Origin of the sequence: Vibrio sp. YT-18, from assembly GCF_033337345.1 — a bacterium.
GTDB lineage: Bacteria > Pseudomonadota > Gammaproteobacteria > Enterobacterales > Vibrionaceae > Vibrio > Vibrio alginolyticus.
This window is the reverse complement of record NZ_JAWOQO010000001.1, coordinates 62,650-83,726: the sequence shown is the minus strand read 5'-3', so window position 1 is coordinate 83,726 and position 21,077 is coordinate 62,650. Positions and strand designations below refer to the sequence as shown.

22 protein-coding genes are annotated in these 21,077 nt (G+C 43.3%); 7 read left to right on the top strand and 15 right to left on the bottom strand.

Features of this window, described 5'->3' with window-relative positions; all coding sequences use genetic code 11:
- Positions 1-9: 9 nt before the first annotated feature.
- A complete protein-coding gene (locus R7M72_RS00400; protein WP_005373555.1) occupies positions 10-750 on the bottom strand; it encodes an SDR family oxidoreductase in 741 nt (246 codons plus the stop codon).
- Positions 751-1,489: 739 nt separating this feature from the next.
- On the opposite strand from R7M72_RS00400, the gene R7M72_RS00395 reads away from it, so the two are divergent.
- Positions 1,490-2,110 carry a LysE family translocator gene (locus tag R7M72_RS00395; RefSeq protein ID WP_158155841.1) on the top strand — a complete coding sequence of 207 codons (621 nt, stop codon included), beginning with the start codon at positions 1,490-1,492 and terminating at the stop codon, positions 2,108-2,110.
- Positions 2,111-2,125: 15 nt separating this feature from the next.
- The gene (locus tag R7M72_RS00390) at positions 2,126-2,392 is read left to right on the top strand and encodes a hypothetical protein (protein ID WP_017635186.1); all 267 of its coding nucleotides are present in this window, start codon (positions 2,126-2,128) and stop codon (positions 2,390-2,392) included.
- Between the two features lie 58 nt (positions 2,393-2,450).
- On the opposite strand, the gene secF is transcribed toward R7M72_RS00390, so the two are convergent.
- From secF to R7M72_RS00370, 4 genes are all read right to left on the bottom strand, one after another.
- On the bottom strand, positions 2,451-3,353 hold the full coding sequence (secF, locus tag R7M72_RS00385; RefSeq protein WP_005373567.1) for a protein translocase subunit SecF: 903 nt from the start codon (positions 3,351-3,353) through the stop codon (positions 2,451-2,453).
- Between the two features lie 2 nt (positions 3,354-3,355).
- Positions 3,356-5,194, bottom strand: a complete 1,839-nt coding sequence (gene secD / locus R7M72_RS00380; RefSeq protein WP_086047504.1) for a protein translocase subunit SecD — start codon at positions 5,192-5,194, stop codon at positions 3,356-3,358.
- A gap of 164 nt (positions 5,195-5,358) precedes the next feature.
- Entirely contained in the window at positions 5,359-5,838 is a 480-nt protein-coding gene (locus R7M72_RS00375) for a hypothetical protein (protein WP_005373572.1), read from the bottom strand.
- A gap of 168 nt (positions 5,839-6,006) precedes the next feature.
- A complete protein-coding gene (locus tag R7M72_RS00370; RefSeq protein WP_005373574.1) occupies positions 6,007-6,675 on the bottom strand; it encodes an SH3 domain-containing protein in 669 nt (222 codons plus the stop codon).
- 103 nt (positions 6,676-6,778) lie between these two features.
- Here R7M72_RS00370 and R7M72_RS00365 point away from each other — a divergent pair, with 103 nt between their 5' ends.
- A complete protein-coding gene (locus tag R7M72_RS00365) occupies positions 6,779-7,327 on the top strand; it encodes a hypothetical protein (protein WP_064354859.1) in 549 nt (182 codons plus the stop codon).
- Between the two features lie 525 nt (positions 7,328-7,852).
- Here the strand turns inward: R7M72_RS00365 and R7M72_RS00355 are convergent.
- Both R7M72_RS00355 and R7M72_RS00350 read right to left on the bottom strand, forming a co-directional pair.
- Positions 7,853-8,476 (bottom strand): class I SAM-dependent methyltransferase, encoded by a 624-nt coding sequence (locus R7M72_RS00355; RefSeq protein ID WP_262689008.1) that lies wholly within the window; start codon positions 8,474-8,476, stop codon positions 7,853-7,855.
- Positions 8,477-8,481: 5 nt separating this feature from the next.
- The gene (locus R7M72_RS00350; protein ID WP_005373581.1) at positions 8,482-8,937 is read right to left on the bottom strand and encodes an Lrp/AsnC family transcriptional regulator; all 456 of its coding nucleotides are present in this window, start codon (positions 8,935-8,937) and stop codon (positions 8,482-8,484) included.
- A 148-nt stretch (positions 8,938-9,085) separates the two neighbouring features.
- On the opposite strand from R7M72_RS00350, the gene R7M72_RS00345 reads away from it, so the two are divergent.
- Complete coding sequence (locus tag R7M72_RS00345) at positions 9,086-10,012, top strand: DMT family transporter (RefSeq protein WP_017635181.1); 927 nt, start codon at positions 9,086-9,088, stop codon at positions 10,010-10,012.
- A 94-nt stretch (positions 10,013-10,106) separates the two neighbouring features.
- The gene (locus R7M72_RS00340) at positions 10,107-10,769 is read left to right on the top strand and encodes a flagellar brake protein (RefSeq protein WP_262689007.1); all 663 of its coding nucleotides are present in this window, start codon (positions 10,107-10,109) and stop codon (positions 10,767-10,769) included.
- Positions 10,770-10,771: 2 nt separating this feature from the next.
- Here R7M72_RS00340 and R7M72_RS00335 read toward each other — a convergent pair whose 3' ends face one another.
- The 8 genes from R7M72_RS00335 to R7M72_RS00300 all read right to left on the bottom strand — a co-directional run bounded on the left by R7M72_RS00335 (position 10,772) and on the right by R7M72_RS00300 (position 19,025).
- Entirely contained in the window at positions 10,772-11,809 is a 1,038-nt protein-coding gene (locus R7M72_RS00335) for a DUF2955 domain-containing protein (protein WP_065275183.1), read from the bottom strand.
- Between the two features lie 12 nt (positions 11,810-11,821).
- Entirely contained in the window at positions 11,822-12,880 is a 1,059-nt protein-coding gene (locus tag R7M72_RS00330) for an HlyD family secretion protein (protein ID WP_262689005.1), read from the bottom strand.
- A 35-nt stretch (positions 12,881-12,915) separates the two neighbouring features.
- A complete protein-coding gene (gene slyA, locus R7M72_RS00325) occupies positions 12,916-13,371 on the bottom strand; it encodes a transcriptional regulator SlyA (RefSeq protein ID WP_017635177.1) in 456 nt (151 codons plus the stop codon).
- A 295-nt stretch (positions 13,372-13,666) separates the two neighbouring features.
- A complete protein-coding gene (luxQ, locus tag R7M72_RS00320; RefSeq protein WP_017635176.1) occupies positions 13,667-16,243 on the bottom strand; it encodes a quorum-sensing autoinducer 2 sensor kinase/phosphatase LuxQ in 2,577 nt (858 codons plus the stop codon).
- The gene (locus R7M72_RS00315) at positions 16,243-17,340 is read right to left on the bottom strand and encodes an autoinducer 2-binding periplasmic protein LuxP (protein ID WP_005385634.1); all 1,098 of its coding nucleotides are present in this window, start codon (positions 17,338-17,340) and stop codon (positions 16,243-16,245) included. The genes luxQ and R7M72_RS00315 overlap by 1 nt, the downstream gene beginning before the upstream one ends.
- A 330-nt stretch (positions 17,341-17,670) precedes the next feature.
- A complete protein-coding gene (locus R7M72_RS00310; protein WP_053304534.1) occupies positions 17,671-17,988 on the bottom strand; it encodes a GIY-YIG nuclease family protein in 318 nt (105 codons plus the stop codon).
- The gene (locus R7M72_RS00305; RefSeq protein ID WP_005373594.1) at positions 17,985-18,635 is read right to left on the bottom strand and encodes a YceH family protein; all 651 of its coding nucleotides are present in this window, start codon (positions 18,633-18,635) and stop codon (positions 17,985-17,987) included. The genes R7M72_RS00310 and R7M72_RS00305 overlap by 4 nt, the downstream gene beginning before the upstream one ends.
- Before the next feature lie 165 nt (positions 18,636-18,800).
- Positions 18,801-19,025, bottom strand: coding sequence for a hypothetical protein (locus R7M72_RS00300; RefSeq protein ID WP_005385630.1), 225 nt, complete (start codon positions 19,023-19,025; stop codon positions 18,801-18,803).
- 220 nt (positions 19,026-19,245) lie between these two features.
- Between R7M72_RS00300 and R7M72_RS00295 the strand changes: the two genes are divergently transcribed.
- Both R7M72_RS00295 and R7M72_RS00290 read left to right on the top strand, forming a co-directional pair.
- A complete protein-coding gene (locus tag R7M72_RS00295) occupies positions 19,246-19,560 on the top strand; it encodes a DUF496 family protein (RefSeq protein ID WP_005373603.1) in 315 nt (104 codons plus the stop codon).
- Positions 19,561-19,681: 121 nt separating this feature from the next.
- Positions 19,682-21,025: an MATE family efflux transporter gene (locus tag R7M72_RS00290; RefSeq protein ID WP_318055973.1), complete on the top strand. Its 1,344-nt coding sequence runs from the start codon at positions 19,682-19,684 to the stop codon at positions 21,023-21,025.
- Positions 21,026-21,077: the final 52 nt, after the last annotated feature.

The window sequence follows — 21,077 nt, the reverse complement described above, 5'->3', positions numbered from 1 at the left end:
CTTCTCTCCTTAGTGCATGTATAGGCCGCCGTTCACCGACAAAGTCTCTCCGGTGATGTAGGCGCCCGCATCGCTGACCAAGAAGCTCACTGATGCTGCAATTTCTTCTGGTGTCGCAAGACGTTTCATTGGAATTTGGTTCGTGATGGATTCCAGCACTTCTGGCTTCATTTGCTCAACCATTGGCGTACCCGTGTAACCCGGAGCGATAACATTAACTGTCACACCCGAGCGAGCACCTTCGTATGCTAAGGCTTTAGAGAAACCGATCATCCCAGCTTTCGCCGCCGAGTAGTTTGCTTGACCAAACTGCCCTTTAAGACCATTGACTGAAGAGATATTGATGACACGACCACCGCCTTTTTCGCACATTGCAGCAAAGAGGGGTTGCGTAACGTTGAATAAACTATTGAGGTTAGTATTGATGACATCATTCCAAGCTTGCGCAGTCATCTTTTTAAACACGCCATCACGTGTGATTCCTGCGTTGTTGACAACAACATCAATGGTTCCTTCCTCCCCAAGCAATTGCGCCAATTTCTCTGCACACTCTGTCGTGTTTGTTACATCCAACTCAAAAAGGCGAACCTGATCTTTCGTAAACCCTTTGCTGTTGAACCACTCCAGCGCACATTCGTAGTTACCTGTGAAATAAGTAGCGATTACACGGTAACCGTCATTGACTAATTGAGAGGAAATAGCAGAACCAATTCCGCCTTTTGATCCAGTGATCAAAGCGACTTTCTTCATTGAAGACTCCATTCTTAACGGCATTTAAAAAGCAAACTTAATACACTGATGAAATAGTTCACCAACTGACGTGTTTATTTATTCTTTTGACAACCAATCCCGTGCTGCCTTTATTTTAAGTTAACCTAGAAATATTACATTTCAAATAAAAAACTCACCCAATTGCATAAGATTGATTTAGATCTCATTACCCGTGAAATGTTATAAAATGGTTAATTTTACATAAGTCATTGTTTTAAATCACACTTCCACAAAAGCCACACCAACAGAAATAGAAACATAATTATTAAATATCATGCACTTACATACAGAATGGTAGACGTTACATTATGTCATGATTTAAGATCTGAATTTTAAGCCTATATGATTACAACAAACTTGAGATTAGAATAATAATTCAATTATCAGTAAAAATAATTATCAAACATATCATTTAATTACTGCATTTAATGATAATTTAGTTATCAATTCGATTATTTTAATACAGTGATGATTAATACCGATAAAATATAATAAATTAAATATATTTAATCTAAAAATGATATAAGAGCTTGTCTCATACTGGTGCAATACGCACTATTATGACGCATAGATTAAAATATAATTTCATTTTAAATTTATATATTCGAAGAACATCAACTAGCTACTAGTGAAAGTAATCGTTCGCTTTGTAGTAGCATCCTTTTCCACTTTGCACTATCTTTGTGGCTTCTCTTTAATCACTAAATCATCAACAGATATGAATCTTGCATTGCTCAGTATGTTCATCCCTACTTTCTTTTTTGTCTCAATCACGCCTGGTATGTGCATGACTCTCGCCCTAACGTTAGGTATGAGTATCGGTTATCGTCGCACGTTATGGATGATGATAGGAGAGCTTCTCGGTGTTGCGCTGGTGTCAGTCTCTGCGGTGTTAGGTATCGCTGCGATTATGCTCAATTATCCTTGGATGTTTATCGCGTTAAAGTTCATTGGTGGCGGTTATTTACTCTATCTTGGTGTTGAAATGTGGCGATCGCGAGGGAAACTTGCGATTAATGTCGACAACTTAGAAACACCAAAGAGTGACAATATCACACTGATCATGCAAGGCTTCGTTACCGCAATCGCAAACCCAAAAGGCTGGGCATTTATGATTTCTCTTTTACCGCCTTTTATAGACCAAAACGCAGCGCTTGCACCGCAACTGATCATACTTGTCTCCATTATTTTACTGTTTGAGTTCATTTGCATGTCTCTGTACGCTACTGGTGGTAAAGGGTTGAAACACGTATTAGGTCAGTCTAAGAATGTACGTCTAATGAACCGTATCGCAGGCACTTTAATGATGGGAGTTGGTGTCTGGTTGCTACTAAGCTAAGGCAAACTGGAAACAATGAAAAATATTCTGAATAAAATCGCTAAAGTCATGGGTGAAGTATTGGACTTTCAAGCCCGAGTTTGGGTTGTGAACGTCTATAGCGGTGAGCATAAAGGCGAGTCTTATGTCGTTAATGAAGATGCTTTCTCTGTACCTCTTCAGTGGATGAAGAAGAAAGGCTACCAAGAGTCGATGTTGAATAAAGTCGAAGCAATGAAGCGCTCACAAGTCTTAGAGTTCGATTTGGGACTTGTGAAACATCGCTTGATGCGCGTGAAATAAGCACAAAAAAGCGCCACTCAAGATGAGTGGCGCAAGCACTTTTACCTTAAAAATAATGCTACGGCGCTGCGTCAATCTCAACTGGAAGATAATGTTTCGGCTCCAGTTTCAACCACTCCGGCAGCACAGTACCAATCGAAATCGAAGACCATGTACCCGACAGAACGCCAATAAACATGGCGGTTGAGAAACCAGCCAAAGGCGCTCCTCCCATAATCCATAATGCACCAACAGTGATCAATGTCGTACCAGATGTCACCATAGTGCGTGAAAACGTCGCAATAACAGCTTGGTCATTGATGTCTTCTGTTTTCCAACTCTGCTTCGCAATCAACAGCTCACGGATTCGGTCTGCAATGATGATCGAGTCATTCAATGAGTAACCTAAAATCGCCAGCACAGCAGCAAAAACGGTTAAGTTGAACTCCATTTGAGTAATTGCAAAGAAGCCAAGCACTAAGATCACATCATGGGCCAAAGCAAACAGTGAACCACTCGCTAAACGCCACTCAAAACGGAAACACAAGTAACCGAGAATACTCAAGACACAAATCAACAATGCTAAGCCACCTTGTTCAAACAAGTCTTGGCCAACTTGAGCGCCAACTATACTGTTGCTGACAACATCAACTTGGTGAGAGATTGGCTTCAACACCTCTTCTACACTTGGCAACGTTTGTCCATCTTCCGGCGCAGAGTAACGAATCACCCAACGGCCATCTTCACCAGAGCGTGTCACTGACGCAGATTCACCAAGCTTTGGTTGCAGAACGTCAAGCAAATCATGGTTAGTTAGCTGCTTATCTACCTTTACTTCTGTCACCATACCGCCAGTGAAGTCCAAACCTAGGTTCAACCCTTTAAAGCCTAGAGCGACGATCGCGATCACCGTTAAAATGATGGAAACTAGCGTAGTAAAGTAGCGAATTTTACGAATATTTTGTTTTAGCATTTCGACCATGATTAAACCCTCACATCACGACGGGCATCGCGGCCCCAAATTAAATTGATCATTGCTCGAGAGGCAAATACGCCTGTAAACATACTGGTTAACAAACCTAATCCGAGTGTTAAGGCAAAGCCTTGGATTGGGCCATTACCGATGGCGTACAAAATCACGGCGGTGATCATGGTAGTAATGTTGGCATCAAGGATGGTCGAGAATGCGCTGTCAAAGCCAAGATCAATCGCTTGAGCGAAGCTGCGGCCTTCACGCATTTTGTCCTTAATACGTTCAAAGATAATAACGTTGGTGTCTACTGCCATACCGACGGTTAACACTAAACCGGCAATACCCGGAAGCGTTAGAACCGCTCCTGGTAACAAGGCGATTAAGCCAAGCAAACAAAGCATGTTGGCACAAAGCGCCACGTTTGCTACCCAACCTAAGCGGCGGTACCAAAGTGCCATAAAGGTCAGTGTTAGTCCCATACCTAAAGCCAGTGCTGCAAAACCGTTTTCAATGTTTTCTGCCCCCAGAGAAGCACCGATAGTACGCTCTTCCACAATAGTAACCGGCGCAGTTAGTGAACCCGCTCGAAGTAATAGCGCCAACTGCTGCGCATCGTCCATGCTACCTGCCCCAGTAATACGGAACTGGCTACCAAGTTGAGATTGAATAGTCGCGACGCTGATAACGCGCTCACTACGCTCAGTTACACCGCGATCGTTTGTTTTGTACTCTCGGTAAACGGTCGCCATTGGCTTGCCGATGTGAGTTGCTGAGAAGTCGCTCATTTTCTTACCACCAGCGTGGTCAAGAGAAATATTTACTTCTGACATACCCATTTTGTCGACACCAGCACGAGCGTTTACGATGTGCTCACCCGTTAGGACTGGTCGTTTTGCCAAAATCACCGTACGACCGTCATTGTCTTGAAGAACAAGATCTTGGCTGCTGTGTGCTTGGCTCGCATCTTTCACTTCATAAAACGCCAAGCTTGCTGTTGCACCAATAACGTTTTTCGCTTGAGCAGGATCTTGTACACCAGGGAGCTCAATTCGAATGCTCTCTTTACCTTGGCGTTGCACTAGTGCTTCTGTGATACCAAGTTCTTCAATACGACCACGCATGATCTTCAGGTTTTGTTGAAGAGTCGACGATTGAAATTCTTGGATATTTTGTTCACTCGGTTCAAGCACAAAGCCACGAGATGAACTTTTTGAAATCCAGCCCGGGTAGTTTTGACGCAAGAAATTGTTCACTTCCGACAATGCTTGCTCGCTGTCACTGTTTACCGTAATTCGGTTGCCACTTTCTGCTCGAACTTGCACACCACGAACACGTTGATCACGTAGATTCGCTTTGATTTCATCAATCAACGCATCACGTTGTTCTTCAAACGCTTTATTCACATCAACATTCAACAAAAACTGAACGCCACCACGAAGGTCAAGACCGAGCTTAATTGGGCTAAAGCCCATCTCATTCAACCATTCTGGCGCAACCGATACGTATGAGAAAGTGATGCTGTCGTCTTTATTTAGCTCTTTGTTTAACAACGCACGAGCTTTACTTTGCGCATCTTCACCATCGAATACAATGGTTGTTTTGCCGTCTTTTTCGATGATTTTGTCGGCTGAAATATGGTTGGTTTTTAGCAGTTGATTCAGATGAACAACCGACATTTCACTGTTGTTTTGCTCCGAAAACGTCAACTGGATAGAAGGCTGTTCGCCAAACCAAGTTGGGATCGCACTTAAAGTTAAGATAATGACCGTCGTGATTAATACGACATATTTCCAAGCTGAGTAGTGATTCATCAGCTTTCTGTTCTTTTGCTGCTTTGGTGTTTTTTTCATGTAAACATCATCCCTTCACGATGAAGTGAAGCTTTTAATAACAAGGCTTAACACACGACAGATGCTCCCAGAATAAATTCAGGGTATGAAATGCTCAGAACGCTCACGTCCTGTCGAATACAATCGTCGTGTTAAGAGTGCACAATGGTGCAAATAGATGGTGTTTAGGCAGAGAACTGACTATTGAGTGCGACGTACATGGCATTGGTCTCTTTCCAACCAGAAATGCGATGATCGCTTGTGAAATGATAAAATGTGGACTGGTTGTGACGCCAGTTAATGTCCATCAAGCTGTATGCGTAACCCGCATCAGCGTAAAACGGAGTAGTGAGATCGCCGACAAAATCTACGTGCTCGTCATCAAGCCCTTCCCGTAAGTAAGACGTCCAGCGCTGAGAGTTAAACAAAGCAACGGAATCGAGACTTGCATGGCCTTCAGATACTGGAGATTGAGAGCTTTCTTCTGAAACTTCAGAAAAATCGACGGAAGAGTTTGGCGATACACTTACGGCTACAAAAGGTTGTAGCTTAGAAAAGTGCGGTACGTGAGCCTTGTGGTCGATTTGCGCAGCAGATACATGCACTGGTAGCAATACCATTGCAAATAGCAGCAAAATCAACTTTCTAAGGTAAATCCAAGGCATAGGAACTCACTAAAAACACAAAGAGCCAAGTTAGGTCACTTGACTCGTTGATAGTATTCCTATTGATTATGGTTCACAACTAAAAAGTTATAAATCTCTGATTTCAGGTTTGCATCGTTATTGCATTTATCAAAACGTCTTTAGAGAACGAGTGTAATTGGTGGTGAGTTATCGATAAAAAATATCGCCCTTATCAACATCTAAGTAGATCTTATTCTCTTGCTCCAAACCGCCACAATAGATGAAGTAAACGTTGCGCTTTTTGAACGTCACAGAACGCACCCAACCCCCGAGCTCCTCAAAATCACTCGGATCACAGGTTTCATCGTCTAACAATTGCTGTGTTTTCTTACGGAAAATATCCAAGTGAACTTTTAAATCATCCGACTTCTGTAGGTATTCATCCAATATCTCTAAGCGCTCTTGCTCTTTAATAACTGGCTCTGCATCCGATAACCCTTCAGCATTCAACCATTCGGCTTTTTCTTCTCCACCCTCTTCATAGACAAGATAGCCGGAGATTCGGTACCACCCATCTACTTTTTCTAACACCGATACTTTTTCTCCCTTATAGAGCGTATCGACAACTAAAGCATTAAGGTTAGGCTTGTTGTAAACATTGACACGACGCTCAATAACGTAGTACTCGGTAACTTCCGGGGGAGCGGCTTCTAAATCCAGAATCGGTTTGGATGTTTCTTTTTGCAGTGACGATTGCTCGACTTGTGTAGCCTTTGGTGCTTCAGGTTCATCTTTCTGCATAAAGAAGAAATAGTATCCAGCCCCCGCTCCGCCGAGCAACAGCATGACAATCAATGCGACGAGAATTTTCTTCATGCCCTTTTCCTTTTCATTCTTTATTCTTATCCCACCAGCAGCACGCATGTCGTAGAAATTTGGGTATATACTCAAAAGAGCAGGTCAACTAACGCGAGCAATAATGATCAACAGACTCAATTGGATACTACTATTTCTTCTGTTCCCGATAACGGGGCACGCCAATATTCAATGTAACCCATCGTCGTGGAATGACAATCTTACCCAATTCAATCGTTTAGAGTCCAATTACAATCAGCATGTTGAGGTATTCAATACACTTTTAACCGAACATAAACAGCGTCAGTTATTGTCCGAAACCTTTTCACTGCATGAGCTCGTGCTACTTTGGCGTGCCAAGTCGAACCAAAATGTGTTCAAAGCGCAATTAAAAGCATCGATTCAATACAAAGAAGAGCTCACAACTAAAGCGAATCAACTGCTTAAATTGAGCACACAATCCCAATGGTCAGCTAATGGGTGGGAGATCCTGGCCCAAAAGTGCCGCGAGTCAAACAAAACCGTCAATCAAATAACTGCGGAATGGTATAACACCAACGCTTTGGAACTTGCTGAAGATTACAAGCGCCTCTCTTCACAATATCAAACTCTGTCACAAGTCTATGATAAAGAAGCTCGAGCGCTTCAATACGCTCAAGATGTTTCGAAGTAAAAACAGAGCCAGTTTTGAATAGACGATGTTGGTTTTTCACTCCAATATTGGACGTTATTCGTGCTTTTTTCTTTCCTTAGTCGTGAATGATATCAAATGTAAATAATGGGATTGTTCTCTTTGACAAACTTGACTAAACCATGACCAAGACAATCAATTTATAGAGACATACGTCACATTAATGCTTTACTTATGGACATTTTTTGGTTAGTTTAGCCATTAATAAAATTTAATAAAAAGTCACATTTGGCTGGAGATGATGCTACAAACATGGTTATCAATCGATTAAGTAACAGGGAATGTCCTAATGCTACCAAAGCCAAGTTTTTGTCAGTAGTTAGGCACGTAAAAGAGTTCGGTTCAATCAGTGATTTGGATCTTTGTAAAATCTTCGGAGAAACAATATGGAGTGATGGGAGGGAATACCATTCAGCCGCGTTCTCATTCAAGGTTGATAGATACACAGGTAACTGTGAAATCTCACAATACAAAAACCAATAAGGCTTAAGAATTTATAAAGCGGAGTCAGGAAACGGACCCCGCTTTTTTGATCATGGCAATCGTAAAGTCGTGCTCGGAGTACCCCTCAATCAATCGTGTATTCGGACACAGCAACCGACAATAGCGAAAGACACCTTCTTTATTGTGCGACGCTAACATTTTCATGCTGGGTAGTTTGGATTCATCCAACAAGTTAAACACACAACCTTTCTCTGTCGCTCGGTACATTTTATCAATCATTTCAATGGTATGATTTGGGTTGGTGGATTGATAGTTCAATGATCCGGAAGCAAAAACAAAGTCGCAACGAGGCAATACCAACGTTGAAAAGTCGCCACATATAAACTTACTTTGCGTACGAAAATCTCGTTTTCTGGCTTCAGAGATAAACTGTTTTTGCTGATCAATGCCAATATAGCTTTGAGGAAGCCCCCCCATAAGTTCGATAAACGCTAACAAGTCTCCGTAGCCGCACCCAATATCTAAAATACTTGAACCGTCTAACGTTAACCCTCGGCACAACGCCTCAAAACGGCTGATCTGACTATACTTATCTGCCCATCCCAGAGTTCGGGCTCTGTCTTTACCAAACTGTCTATATCGCTTTCGATGATAGTGGGCAATCTTAAGTCTATCGAAAAATTTCATCTTTCTTATGCATAAATCGGCAAACTGCCATTTCCTTTCACTTGTCTAATCGCCAGGTGGGTATGAATATCTTTCACATTTTCTAATCGCTGTAACTTTCTAGTAAATGTTTCATAACCAGCGAGATCTTTACTGACCACCTCTAACAGGTAATCATAGGCCCCTGATACGACATGGCATGAGATCACTTCATCCATCTCAACAACGGCATGTTCAAACTCATCAATCGAAGAAGCTTGGTGGTTATTTAAACTCACTTCAACAAATACAGTCATCGCGATGCCTACAGTGTCTCTGGACACAATAGCTCGATAACCACTTATTACACCTTCCTGCTCCAAACGCTTAATGCGTCTTGCACAAGGTGATGCCGATAGCCCTACTTGGTCAGCAAGTTCTGCCGTTGTCAGAGTGGCATCCTTCTGCATTAGGTTGATAAGTTGCCTGTCAATTTTATCCATTTATTCTTCCATGCCTTTAATCACCAACAATTAACACTTATACGCAATTTATCACCAACATCAAGCCTAATTACGTCAAACTTTGCCTCCCTTTTGCAAGAGTTTTATTCAACAATTAACACATCATTTACAAATGGACATGTCGATAATGATCTTGGGATACGCAGCTATATTAACGACCTTACTGCTTTGGTCTGGTTTCTTTATTTCTTTAAAAGGGGGCGCAATTTCTGCCTTGCAGCCAGCCGATATCGCGTTAGTTCGCTTTCTAATCCCAAGTATAATTTTATTACCATTTGTGATTAAGCATAAACAGTCGCTGCGCGTAGTGCCTAAACGCTACCTGGTTGGTGTTGTGGTTGGAAGCGGCCTTCCCTATCTTCTGGTCGTCGGAACGGCTATGCATTTCGCTCCCGTGGCGCACGGCAGTGCATTAGTACCTGGCACTTTGCCATTGTTTGTTTCTGCTATCGCGGTACTTTGTTATCAACAGTCGCTGAGTGCTCACCGCTTAATCGGGCTTTCTACGGTGTTGTTAGGGATTTTCGTATTCCTTCTTTCTAATAGCGGCGCAGAGTACAACTGGTCTCAGTTGCAAGGGCATATCCTGTTTCTAACTGGCAGCATCATGTGGGCTGCTTTCACCATCAGCGCTCGTGTCGCTAATCTTAATGCACACGTCTGTGCAGGATTCGTTGCAATCGCGTCTTTGGCTCTACTCATCATCGCCGTTGGTTTCGGGTGGGTAGACAGTTATTTGGTGGTAACACCTTTCAGCCAGTGGCCATGGGAGGAGTTATTTGGCCACGCGATGCTACAAGGTGTTGGCGCAGGTTTAATCGCTTCTTTCACTTTCATTTATGCAATTAGGATCATCGGTGCCGAAGCCAGCGCTGCTTTTGGTTCATTAACTCCAGTCGTCGCGACACTTCTTGCCGTTCCAATTTTTGGTGAACAACCAGATTCTCTCACTTGGTTAGCGCTGATGTTGGTCACATGCGGCAGTATTGTGGCAAGCCAAATCTTTATGAAAGGTGGAATGAGCCAAACTTATCGCCCACCACTTCACAGATAGCGATGATTTTACAAAAACTTATGCCTTACTATCTTGAATAACAAAATGGCGTTTTGATAGCCTCAGCTTAACTAAAAATTAAAACGCCAATGTGATGCCAGCCACTCATACTAAAGATGAACTGCATAGGTTTCTCAAACCGGGAATGAAACTTTCTACTAATTTCGAATTTGGGCCTAAGGATCAATATACGTATTCCACCACTTATCTTGGGATGAAAGAAAATGCTTATTTGATTCTTGATATACCAATGCGTTTGCTTGAAGAGCAAGTGATGAGAAAACTCCCCAACGCCGATATCATCGTGCGTGGTGTATCAGATACGGAGTTAGGCCATGTCATTGCGTTTAAGTCCAGCGTGCTGACGACGACCGTTCGACCATCCCCCCTTTTGTTTATCCGCATTCCAGGAACATTTGCAACCAAACCAGTTCGGGAACATGAGCGTTACAAGTTGCAAATGGACTGTAACGTTATTCATGCAGGGAATGTCTACGACGGCAGCCTTATCGATTTCTCTCTAGCAGGTGTTGGTATATCAACCTTGGTTGAGCCCGAATTCAACGTGGGTGAGAGTGTTACCATCGAATGCCCGTTAAGCCACTATATCGGAGAAGAAAATCGATGTGTCATTGCCAACATTAAGAAATTGGTGAAGGGATGGGTAGTTGGAATTAAGTTTGCCAGTCCCATTGCGATGACTCACGAACTAAAAACAGAGTTACTGGAGCAATCCTTTCTAACCAGTAACGTCTGAACTTACTGCTCGCTAAAGCGCGTCGCCTCAAAGCTGTTGAGTATTCTGTGAACCGTATAGGTCACAAGCAGCGTCGCAACAATAGCAAACAAAATACTGCTCACGCGATACAGCGCACTGAACATTAAGTCACCATCCGGAGTAAGATATTGGCCGAACAAAATGCCTAATGTGGTTAAACCGCCAAATCCGGCTCCCGAACCGCTAGACTCTTTCACGTGCATATAACTGAACATCATCGCACCAATCCAAAGCAATGGGACGATAAACAATAAGGTATCCGACCAATCGTATAATACAAGTTGTCCGACAACACCAAAGGTCACCCCCATCAAGGTCCCCATTGCTCTTTTTCGCGCATACCCTAAAGCACCGTTCCAATGCATAGGAAACAATAAAAGCAAGGTTGTCGCCTGAGCAGACATAGAGTCACTGAGGTCAAATAGCTGGAATACAAGGAAAGACATTGTAGCGATACTCGCCCCCATAAGGGCTTCATGACGCATGCGATGACTCTGTTTAGGCTGCGACGGTTTCGCTGGTGGCTGACGAGGTTCCGCATCGGGAATCAAAAATGTCACCACATAAGCAACGATCACTGAAATAACATTCGCTTGCAGATTGCTAAATATTAGGTCATTTAAGTCAGTGGTTGGATAACTCGCAAAATGCAGCATGATGCTTAAGCTCAGTACGCTGTTCGCTCCAAATAAGAATAAGCTCCCTTTTGACATACAGGCGAATTTATACAGAAACAACCCGAATGCAATGATTGTCATCATGCCAGGGTGCCCACCAAATAACCCACCAAGAACACCAACTTCTAATCCACACACAACCGCTGAAAAAATCAGTTGTCGTGCGGCATGTAGACTCATGACTGGCACCATTCCAAGTAACAGCATCGGGGTTACAGTAAAGAATACGCCATAGTTCCAACCAAATACTTTACATAAAGTGAAACCAATGGTCGCACCAGTTGCAATGCGCAAACACTGACGGAAGTCGTTTTCCGACATGGGGTGGTCCCATAACTTCATATCGCCTCCTCGTTAATAAATATAATGAAGAAGACTCAAGAATTGGATCTGGCATCTCGCTAACCAGCCAGATAATGCGTTTTCTGGCAACAACTGCACGGTTGCTCGTGCCCCTGCTGGAAATGCACGCTGCTGAGGCTCATCGATAGCTAAATGTAAACGTAAGCGCTGCGCGTCTCTCACCCAACGGTTTGAGTCAGTTGGTGTTGCTAAGCGACCATCCGCATCGAACTGACCCGAGCTGACCCCGGCATCCACACTCGTAATACGAGCTTCAAATACATCACCAGGCAAGCTATCAAAAGCCACTAACGCACGGCTGTTCTGATTAAAGTGTCGTAAACTCTTTTCACGAAAGTCGGCAATGATATCCACGTCATCGGAGACTAAAGCGACAAGAGGTGTACCAGCTGCCGCATAGGCCCCCGTCTCCAGCTGCAAGTTAGCGACAACGCCATCATGTTCCGCCGAGACTTGAGTGTAAGACAGATTAAGTTCCGCTTGTTTTAGCTGGTTTTGCGCTACGCGGATATTCACATTCGTCGTGCCTAAATCACCGCGGTTTACTTCCAACTCTTTTAAACGAGCACGTGCGGCCAGTAAGTTCGCTTTAGCTGCCGTTGCACTGCTCTGTGCGTCATCGCGCTGCTGTTGCGAAGTACCATTACGGTGAAACAGGGTATTAAGACGTTTCGCTTCGCGAACTTTTTGTTCCGCCACGATTTTGCTCGCTTCAACGTCTGCTTTTGCCGCCGCAATAGAAGCATCAAGTTGTTCGTTGTTTTGAATCACACGCTCAAGGTTAAGTTGAGCCTTTTCTACGGCGAGCTGATAAGGCTGGGGATCAATCTGAAATAGTAGATCGCCTTGGCTTATTTCTTGGTTGTTGGCAACATAAAGATGTGTAATCTGCCCACTCACACGGGGGGCCACTTTAGTTACCACACGCGTTGCCATTGCCTGAGGCGTCAACGGCATGGCGAGATCTGCAACTAGAAAATAGGCAAAGACAAGGACAAACGCGACGCAAGAATATTTGATCCAACGTGCGAATTTTTGATCTGGAGTCATAGGCGTTTACTTCTCTTTTTATTCGGTTTTCTGACTTATTCGCTAAGTGAATCAAGCGCATTGTGAGCAATCTGATCAAGAATCAATGAAAGCTGCTGAAGTTCCTGGTCGTTGATGTCCGTTAGGAGCTTGCTTCGAACTTGAAGAATTCGAGCCTCCATTTGCTTTAGTAGGGTTTTCCCCTCTTCTGTGAGGCTAACAATACGTGCTCGCTTATCGTGTTCACAGCAATGGCGAACGATCAGAGATTGCTCTTCTAATAATTTTAATGTTCGCATCAACGACGCTAACTCGATCTCAAGCGCTTCAGCCAAATGCTTCTGACTGATGTTGTCACCCATTCGATAAAGCTTCCATAACGCAGTCCAACGCGGATACGTTAGGTTTAAAGGCTCTAACTCGCGATCTGCAACCATTTTCCACAAACGAGCAACACGAGATAATTTTTCAGCCAGAGAAAGGTCTCGCAAACTGTTGATGTCTTGAATCATAAGATCTACTCAATTACTTAGCGTGCTAAGTAATATAAAATAGTTAGCACGCTAAGTAAATATCTTTTTGTGATTGAAATCACGTTGGGTGCGTCAGTGAAGGGGCAGAAATCTAAGTAACACAACACGATGTTTGAATTTGAAATGCAGCGATGTACACAACAAACGTCGAGACCAATAAAGTCTGATTTGTATAAGAGTAAAAGGGTCAGATACAAAAAAGCACAACCCACAGTCATGGTGTTGTGCTTTTCAGATAATGAATAATTGGATTATCCCGTAGTGAGCCAATTCCTTATGTTCGCTCAACTAAGAACCGCTGTTTAAAATCCACAAATGCTTCATGGAGCGCATTTTCTTTAATCGGCTTGAGAAGCACGTAATTCGCACCCGATTCCATAAAGGCGTCACTGGTTTCTTTCGCGGTGTCAGCAGTACACGCATAAATTGGCGTGCCTAGTTTTAGCTTTTGTCGGATCTCTTTGGTCGTTTCAATTCCACCAAGATGCGGAAGTTGGTTGTCCATCAGTATCAAATCGTAAGTATGATCTTTTAAGAATTCCATTGCTTCTAACCCATCTTTCGCCCAATCAACCTGCATTTTGTACTTGTTACAAAACGCTTTTAGAATGAATGCGTTAGTATGGTTATCCTCTACCAACAACACTTTGAGACTCTCTGCAAATAGTTCACCTGGCTTAACTCGCAAACTCGAATCAAGAGGGGTGAGTACTCGCTCACGATCTTTCACTGGCATTGTAATGACAAAAGTCGTTCCTAAACCTTTCTGACTGCGGACTTGAACATCACCTTCCAGCATGTCGACAAGGCTCTTCACAATGGTCAGCCCTAAGCCACTACCACCGTATTCTCGAGTCGTTGTTGCTTCTTCTTGAACAAAAGGTTCGAACATTTGGTCGAGTTTGTCAGACTCGATGCCGATACCTGTATCCGTAATTTCCACGACCAGCACGCTATTGTCAGCACCATAGAACTGCTCCAGTTCCGCATGCAAGCGCACGCTACCCGAGGGCGTAAACTTCACAGAATTACTGACTAGGTTGAATAAAATTTGGTTCAGACGAACTTGGTCAGTAAAGATTTCAACATTGGGATCTATTTTGTTTTCAATGACAAGGTTGACGCCTTTACTTTCACAAATAGGACGATAAATGTTTTCTAACGTTCGAATTGTATCAGTGAAAGAAAACGGGTGCTTTTGGATATTAAACTTACCCTGCTCAATCTTCGAAAAGTCCAAAATATCATTCAAAACAGCAAGTAAGTGCTCACCACTATGCCGAAGTACGTCAATTTGGTTATTCTGCTCTTCTGTTTCCACAGAGTCTTTTAGCAATTGAGCAACCCCTAAAATTCCATTGATTGGCGTTCGGATCTCATGGCTCATTTTAGCCAGAAAGTCGGCACGGGCTTGAGCAGATTTTTCTGCTTCTTTGCGCGCCAAGTTACTCTGTTTTTCCGCCTCAATAAGCGTGGTTATATCCTGACCTTGAACAATAATACCGCTAATATCTCCATCAACTCGAATCGGCGATAAGTTCCAGCGATATACTTTGTCTCCAATTGGCACATTAACGCCTGTCAACGTAGCTCCCTGAGCCGCCATGCGAAGGTGTGGCATCAACTTTTCTTTGAAACCTTTGAACACTGGGTGCATGGTTTCAACATCGTTTTCCATGACTAACTCTTTGCGTGCTGCCGGATTGATTTGGACAAGTACACCCGATTCAGACCACACCATAATAGGTGATAACGCAAAGTTAAACAGGTCGCGGAAAGACCGCTTTTGTGCTTCAAGCTCTTCAAAAGTGTTTTCTAGTGTCGAACCAATATGATCGAATTCCTCAATATCTGACCCCTCAAAACGCTCAAATCCTTTTTCTTCACGAGCCGAGCGGGTATATGCCATCAGGGATCCTAACTCTTCAACTACACGATTCTCGATCCATTCTTTAGTCATTAGCGCAATCATGACCATACCGATAACTGAGGCTAGCATTGCTAGCAGGTGTTGGATTTGCAATGTCACCACGCTCTGATTGTCTTGCACAGTAAGCAAGCACAAGTCAGTCTCGGCGGCATTTACCTCAATAGGGGTTTTGATGATCAATAATTGGTCAAGCTTGTGCTGGGACTCTCGTCGTTTGAGTACGTCAAATATTTGATAAGCCTCATCTCCTACTAATGAGCTTGCCAATGGTGTGTTGTTAGCGACCAACACAACATTGTCGACGTTGCCTTCATTTTTTAACCTTTCCATCAACCCAAAGTTATTATCTAAAACAACAACATTGTAAGAGTACCCCATCACTTCACCGGTTTTAGGTTGTAAAACGGGTACGCGACGAAGTAACAGATGGCGAGTTCCCATCGGGGTCTGTGAGGGTAGATAATACCAGTTGTTGCTAAAGGTCACCTGACTGGCAAGTCGGCTAAGTATCAGGTTGTTGATGCCATAGAAATGCGCGTTGCCATCGTCCCAAATAATACCTTGATGATCGGTTAGGAAACGAAACTCCGGTGTATGGGAAGGATCACTCTGGTCAATACTCATGAAAAAGTAATTGAGTGCCTCTTCATCACGTTCTGTATAAAAATCCAATACAACATCACTTTTCGAATTGCTGTTGTGATGAATCTGAATCGCTGCAAAATGGCTATCAAAAATGTTCAGGATCAGGGCAGAGGTCTGCTGCTTGGTTCGGTCGACTTCCTGCCAAATAATCTGCTTCGAGAAGTAATAACTCTGAACAAAGATGCCTAGAATGATCGGAGCAAGTACGAGAATAATTATTTTGGTAATAAGCGTCGACAGTGAGCGACGCTTTCTTGTTTTTGATGTAGTTGTCATCAATTATCTGAGTATCTAAATGCACGTTTTCTTAATGCTTCAATTCTTTCTGGAGAGTCCGATTTGGTAACGACTTCAAAATCACCAGAGTAAACGGTGGGAACTGGCTTTCCTTCTAAATCCCACTTAATGGCCTCAGCCATTGCAATACCTGTATCATCGTTCATACGCATAACGGTAACGTCTAACTCCCCTTTAGAAAGCGCCTCTAACTCTGCTGAACCGCCGCCCCAACCATTGATCATGACATCGTCACGACCTAACTCTTTAAGAGCGTCAACAGCACCTAATGCTACATCGGTAGAACACGCGTAAATGAAATCAACGTCCGGATACTTCTCCAAACTGGCTTTTGCAGCTTCATACCCAGATTGCTTTGTTGCTTTGGTGTAGTAAGCAGATTGTAGTTCAAACTGGTTATCGCGGTTCACTTGGTTGATAAAAGTGTTGCCTCTGATGTCACTAATGTAGCCCTCCGAGAAATAGAGAACACTATAGTGGCTATGTTTAGGGAAACGCTTGCCAAACTCAACGGCCAATTCACGACTTCCTTCTGCGTGGTCGAAACCAACATAAAGAAACGGTTGATGATGTTCCCAATCCCTGACAGGTGTGGTGATATTTTGTAAAATTAACTTGGTTTTCTTTGAATCTAAGACATGCTCAACAAACTTACGATGTCTTGTGGTATCTAGAGTAAAGATCAAGTAATCGGAGTTGCTTTTCAGCGCCTCCATTAAAGACAAACTTTGCTGCTTTATATCTGCATTAGGACGAGTAAACACCTGATTTAGTTGATAGTCGATATCAAGCTTATCTAGGCGTTTTTCAAACGCATCGATGTTTCGAATCCAATAATCAGAGATCTGCTGCCCTGGATAAACAACAGAAATTTTCAGTGGACGCTTCTTGTCTTTTGCTACGGGTACAGGGGTTTCTCTTACCACTTCAGCCAACGCACTAGTTAGCTGCTTCTGTTGTGGAAACTGGTCTAAAAACTCTTGATATGCCCAATACCCATTAAGAACTTGGGTGGCCTGCACATTCGGCGCAAAAGCGGCCATTGAAATCAGGGAGAATACTAACGCTTTTTTCATCTACTGCTCTTTTAGCTTTTTTATGAGCCTAATTCAGCTCTATTCATTACCTAGCCGAGTCATCCTATACTCTTGTAATCTACCTTCCTCTTAGTGCCTGTTTCAATAGTAAATTGGTTCTTGGTCTGAGTGGATGCAAATAAAGTACATTGAGTCGCTTCCTTTGTCTCGATGACGTAGAGACATTTCGCGCTTTTCATACTCAGGCCCTTTAAACAGAACACCAGCCCATTATGCGTCAGTTTATTCCTACATGGTACTCCAAAAACAAAAAGAAACCGCCAATGTGACATAGGCGGTTTCCGTGTATCTTTGCGTAGCAAGGGCTTATCAGAGTGCCACTATCTCTAACATCATTTGTTGATGTTCGTCGACGACAATATTTGCTTTTGACATAACGAGCAGCTCTTTTTTCGCTTTAGTTAGTTGCTTAATATAGTACTCTGCTCGCATGGCAAGCGTCTTTGACTCAAAATCCGATGACCATTCCAATACCAAAGGGCCTTTTCCCTTCAAAGCTTTCGCTCCTTTTCCGGTTTGGTGCTGATTGAATCTTCGTTCAACATCATTGGTAACACCACAATACAACGCGTTGCGGTTATTTCGTATCAGGTAGACACTCCAACGCTGCGTTGTATTTTCCATCATGAAAGCAGTGACTCAACCTTAGCTTTTAATTCATCCAGCTCTTCTTTCAGCTGAGCGACTTCGAGCTCTAGCTGACTTACTCGATCGGAGCTCGAGCTTGCAGCAGACACAGGCGCTGCAAGTTCGGACGCATCAACATCACCACAGAACAAATGCATATAACGCGACTCCCGCTTACCAGCCTCACGTGGTAATTTGACCACTAATGGTCCTTTCTCTTCGCTTGCTAAATGCTCAAGGACCGTTTCCACTTCTTTTACATCATGAAATGTCGCGAGACGATTAGTACGAGTACGAATTTCCCCAGGTGTTTGAGCACCGCGCAAAAGCATACAGCATACAATGCCCTTCTCCTGCTCTGTCAGCTTTAAATCACCAAATTCCGTATTACAGAAACGGTGTTGATACTTGCTGACGCGGCTGTTGAACGCACTTTCGTCACTGACGAGCCTGCGCTCAATAAGAGCATCAACGGCATCGAGAACGTCTGACTCAGAGAGTGACATCACGGGATCACGGTTGCTTTTTTGATTACACGCGTTGGTTAATGCGTTTAGGCTGAGGGGGTAAAGATCTGGGGTAGTGACTTCTTTTTCGATCAAGCAACCAATAACTCGTGCTTCAATTGCCGTTAGCTCAACTTTCATAATGCATTTCCTTATTATTTTTGCATTTGACTTTGTACCTAAATCGCTTCGAAATCATACGCCATAAATTCACACAGCAGTGCAAGAAGCGTTAGCGGTTCAGGTGTTGGTGTCAGGCTAAAGCATAGCGTAAGACCTGACACCCCTTACGAATAGGGTCAGGTATCAATGCTCCGAGAGAATCGGCACTCTCGTCAAATTGCCATCTTGGTCGACCATCATTATTTTTGAACGATTAAGCTCAACTTCGATGATTTCGAGTTGCTCGCGAGCGTTGATATACGCCGTTTTTAACTTTTCAGCCACAGAGCGAGTGACTTGCTCATTATCTTGACTATTTACTTGCTCCGCAGTGTTACCAGAGTCCATATCAAGTTCATCATTTTGCATTCAATGGTGTTGATAATATAGTGAAGGTCACGTTATGACAATGAATCGATGGATTCTACAATGTTGGCCAAAACTCGAAGAAAGCAGCACGATTATATGGACACAGCGCAATTGGTTGAGAAATGTTCAACTCTGCATTGCTATTGATCTAAAGACTGTTATGCCACTGGATGTTGTGCTTTAATCGAGGAAGATATTCATAAAATTAGGAAAGAGAACTATGAGTAGCGTATTTGAAATCGTTAACCAAGCTCGTCGTAAAAACAAACTAAAACGTGAGCTTCTTGATAACGAGAAGAAAGTTCGTGATAACCGTAAACGTGTTGATCTTCTAGAAAACCTTCTAGACTACATCAAACCAGAAATGACTCACGATGAAATCGTCGCAATCATCAAAAATATGAAAGCAGACTATGAAGATCGTGTTGATGACCACATCATTAAAAGCGCTGAGATCTCTAAAGCACGTCGTGACATCAGCCGTCGCATTCGTGAGCTGACTGAAGAAGACAAGCAAACTAGCGGCAAAAAATAAACGCGTAAGCTAGATTTTCGAACCCCGAGCAAGAATATCTTCCTCGGGGTTTATTTTTGTCTCTAAACTAACCGCCGTGTACAATCAATCTAACTCTTATTCCTAACGCATTCAGCTTTCTATGTCTTCAACTACGACAAGTACACAACCAACGCTTGCAAAACAATTATTTACGATGACCTGGCCAATGCTTTTTGGCGTTCTGTCTTTAATGAGCTTTCAGCTTGTGGATAGCGCGTTTATCGGTCAGCTCGGCGTTTTACCGTTAGCCGCTCAAGGTTTCACTCTGCCTTTGCAAATGGTCATTATCGGCATTCAAGTCGGTCTAGGGATCGCAACGACAGCGGTCATTTCTAAAGCTCTTGGGGCGAATGAAAGCCAGTATGCCAAACAACTTGGCGGATTGGTATTGATGATCGGCTCAATTGGTGTCGCTATTTTTGGCGGGCTAATTTGGCTTTTGCGCTACCCCATTTTAGCTCTATTAAGCGCTCCAGAATCTGTTATGCCGATAATCGACAGTTACTGGCCTTGGTGGTTATTAAGCTCATGGACTGGTGCGGTTTTGTATTTTTATTACAGTATCTGCCGAGCTAATGGCAATACAATGTTACCTGGCACAATGATGATGATAACCAGCGGCGTGAACCTTGTACTCGATCCGCTATTTATTTTCACGTTTGACTTGGGTATTAACGGAGCGGCAATAGCAACCATCGTCGCTTTTGGGTTTGGTATTTTAGTCGTCGCTCCTCGCGTGAAAAAGAATCACTGGGCAACGACACAATGGCAAGATCTTAACGTAGCCAAAAGTGTTGCATCTATCGGTAACATTATGGGCCCTGCGATGATTAGCCAACTGCTGCCACCGTTGTCTTCCATGCTAGCAACAAAATTATTGGCAAGCTTTGGAACCGCAGCAGTCGCCGCTTGGGCGCTTGGTTCACGCTATGAGTTCTTTGCTATCGTTTCGGTCTTGGCGCTGACAATGTCTATGCCTCCAATGGTTGGACGCTTACTTGGAGCAAAGAACTATGAAGATATCCAAAGGCTCGTCAGTATTGCCGTAAAATTCATTCTAGGTTTCCAACTTTTGATTGCTGCCATTACATTTGCCGTCGCAAACCCACTCGCATTATTGATGACAAGTGATGTGCAAGTGGAGCAAGTCTTGGAAATGCATTTACTGATAGTGCCGATCAGTTTGGGTTCATTAGGGGTTTGTATGCTAATGGTTTCTCTTTGTAATGCATTAGGCAAATCTTACACCGCGCTCACCATTTCAGCGCTGCGCTTGTTTGTCTTTTTCCTACCGTGCTTGTGGGTTGGCGCTCAAATGAATGGAATCCGAGGTTTACTCTTAGGCGCTTGTATCGGCAACCTGTTAGCTGGTGTTTCCGCATACCTAACCTATCGCCAAACCATACGCAAACTCGCAGGCGCGCAAGCCAACGCACAACAATGAATAATCAGAACTAAGCCCCTGAAGTGGGGCTTTATCGTTTTGACGCCTTGTC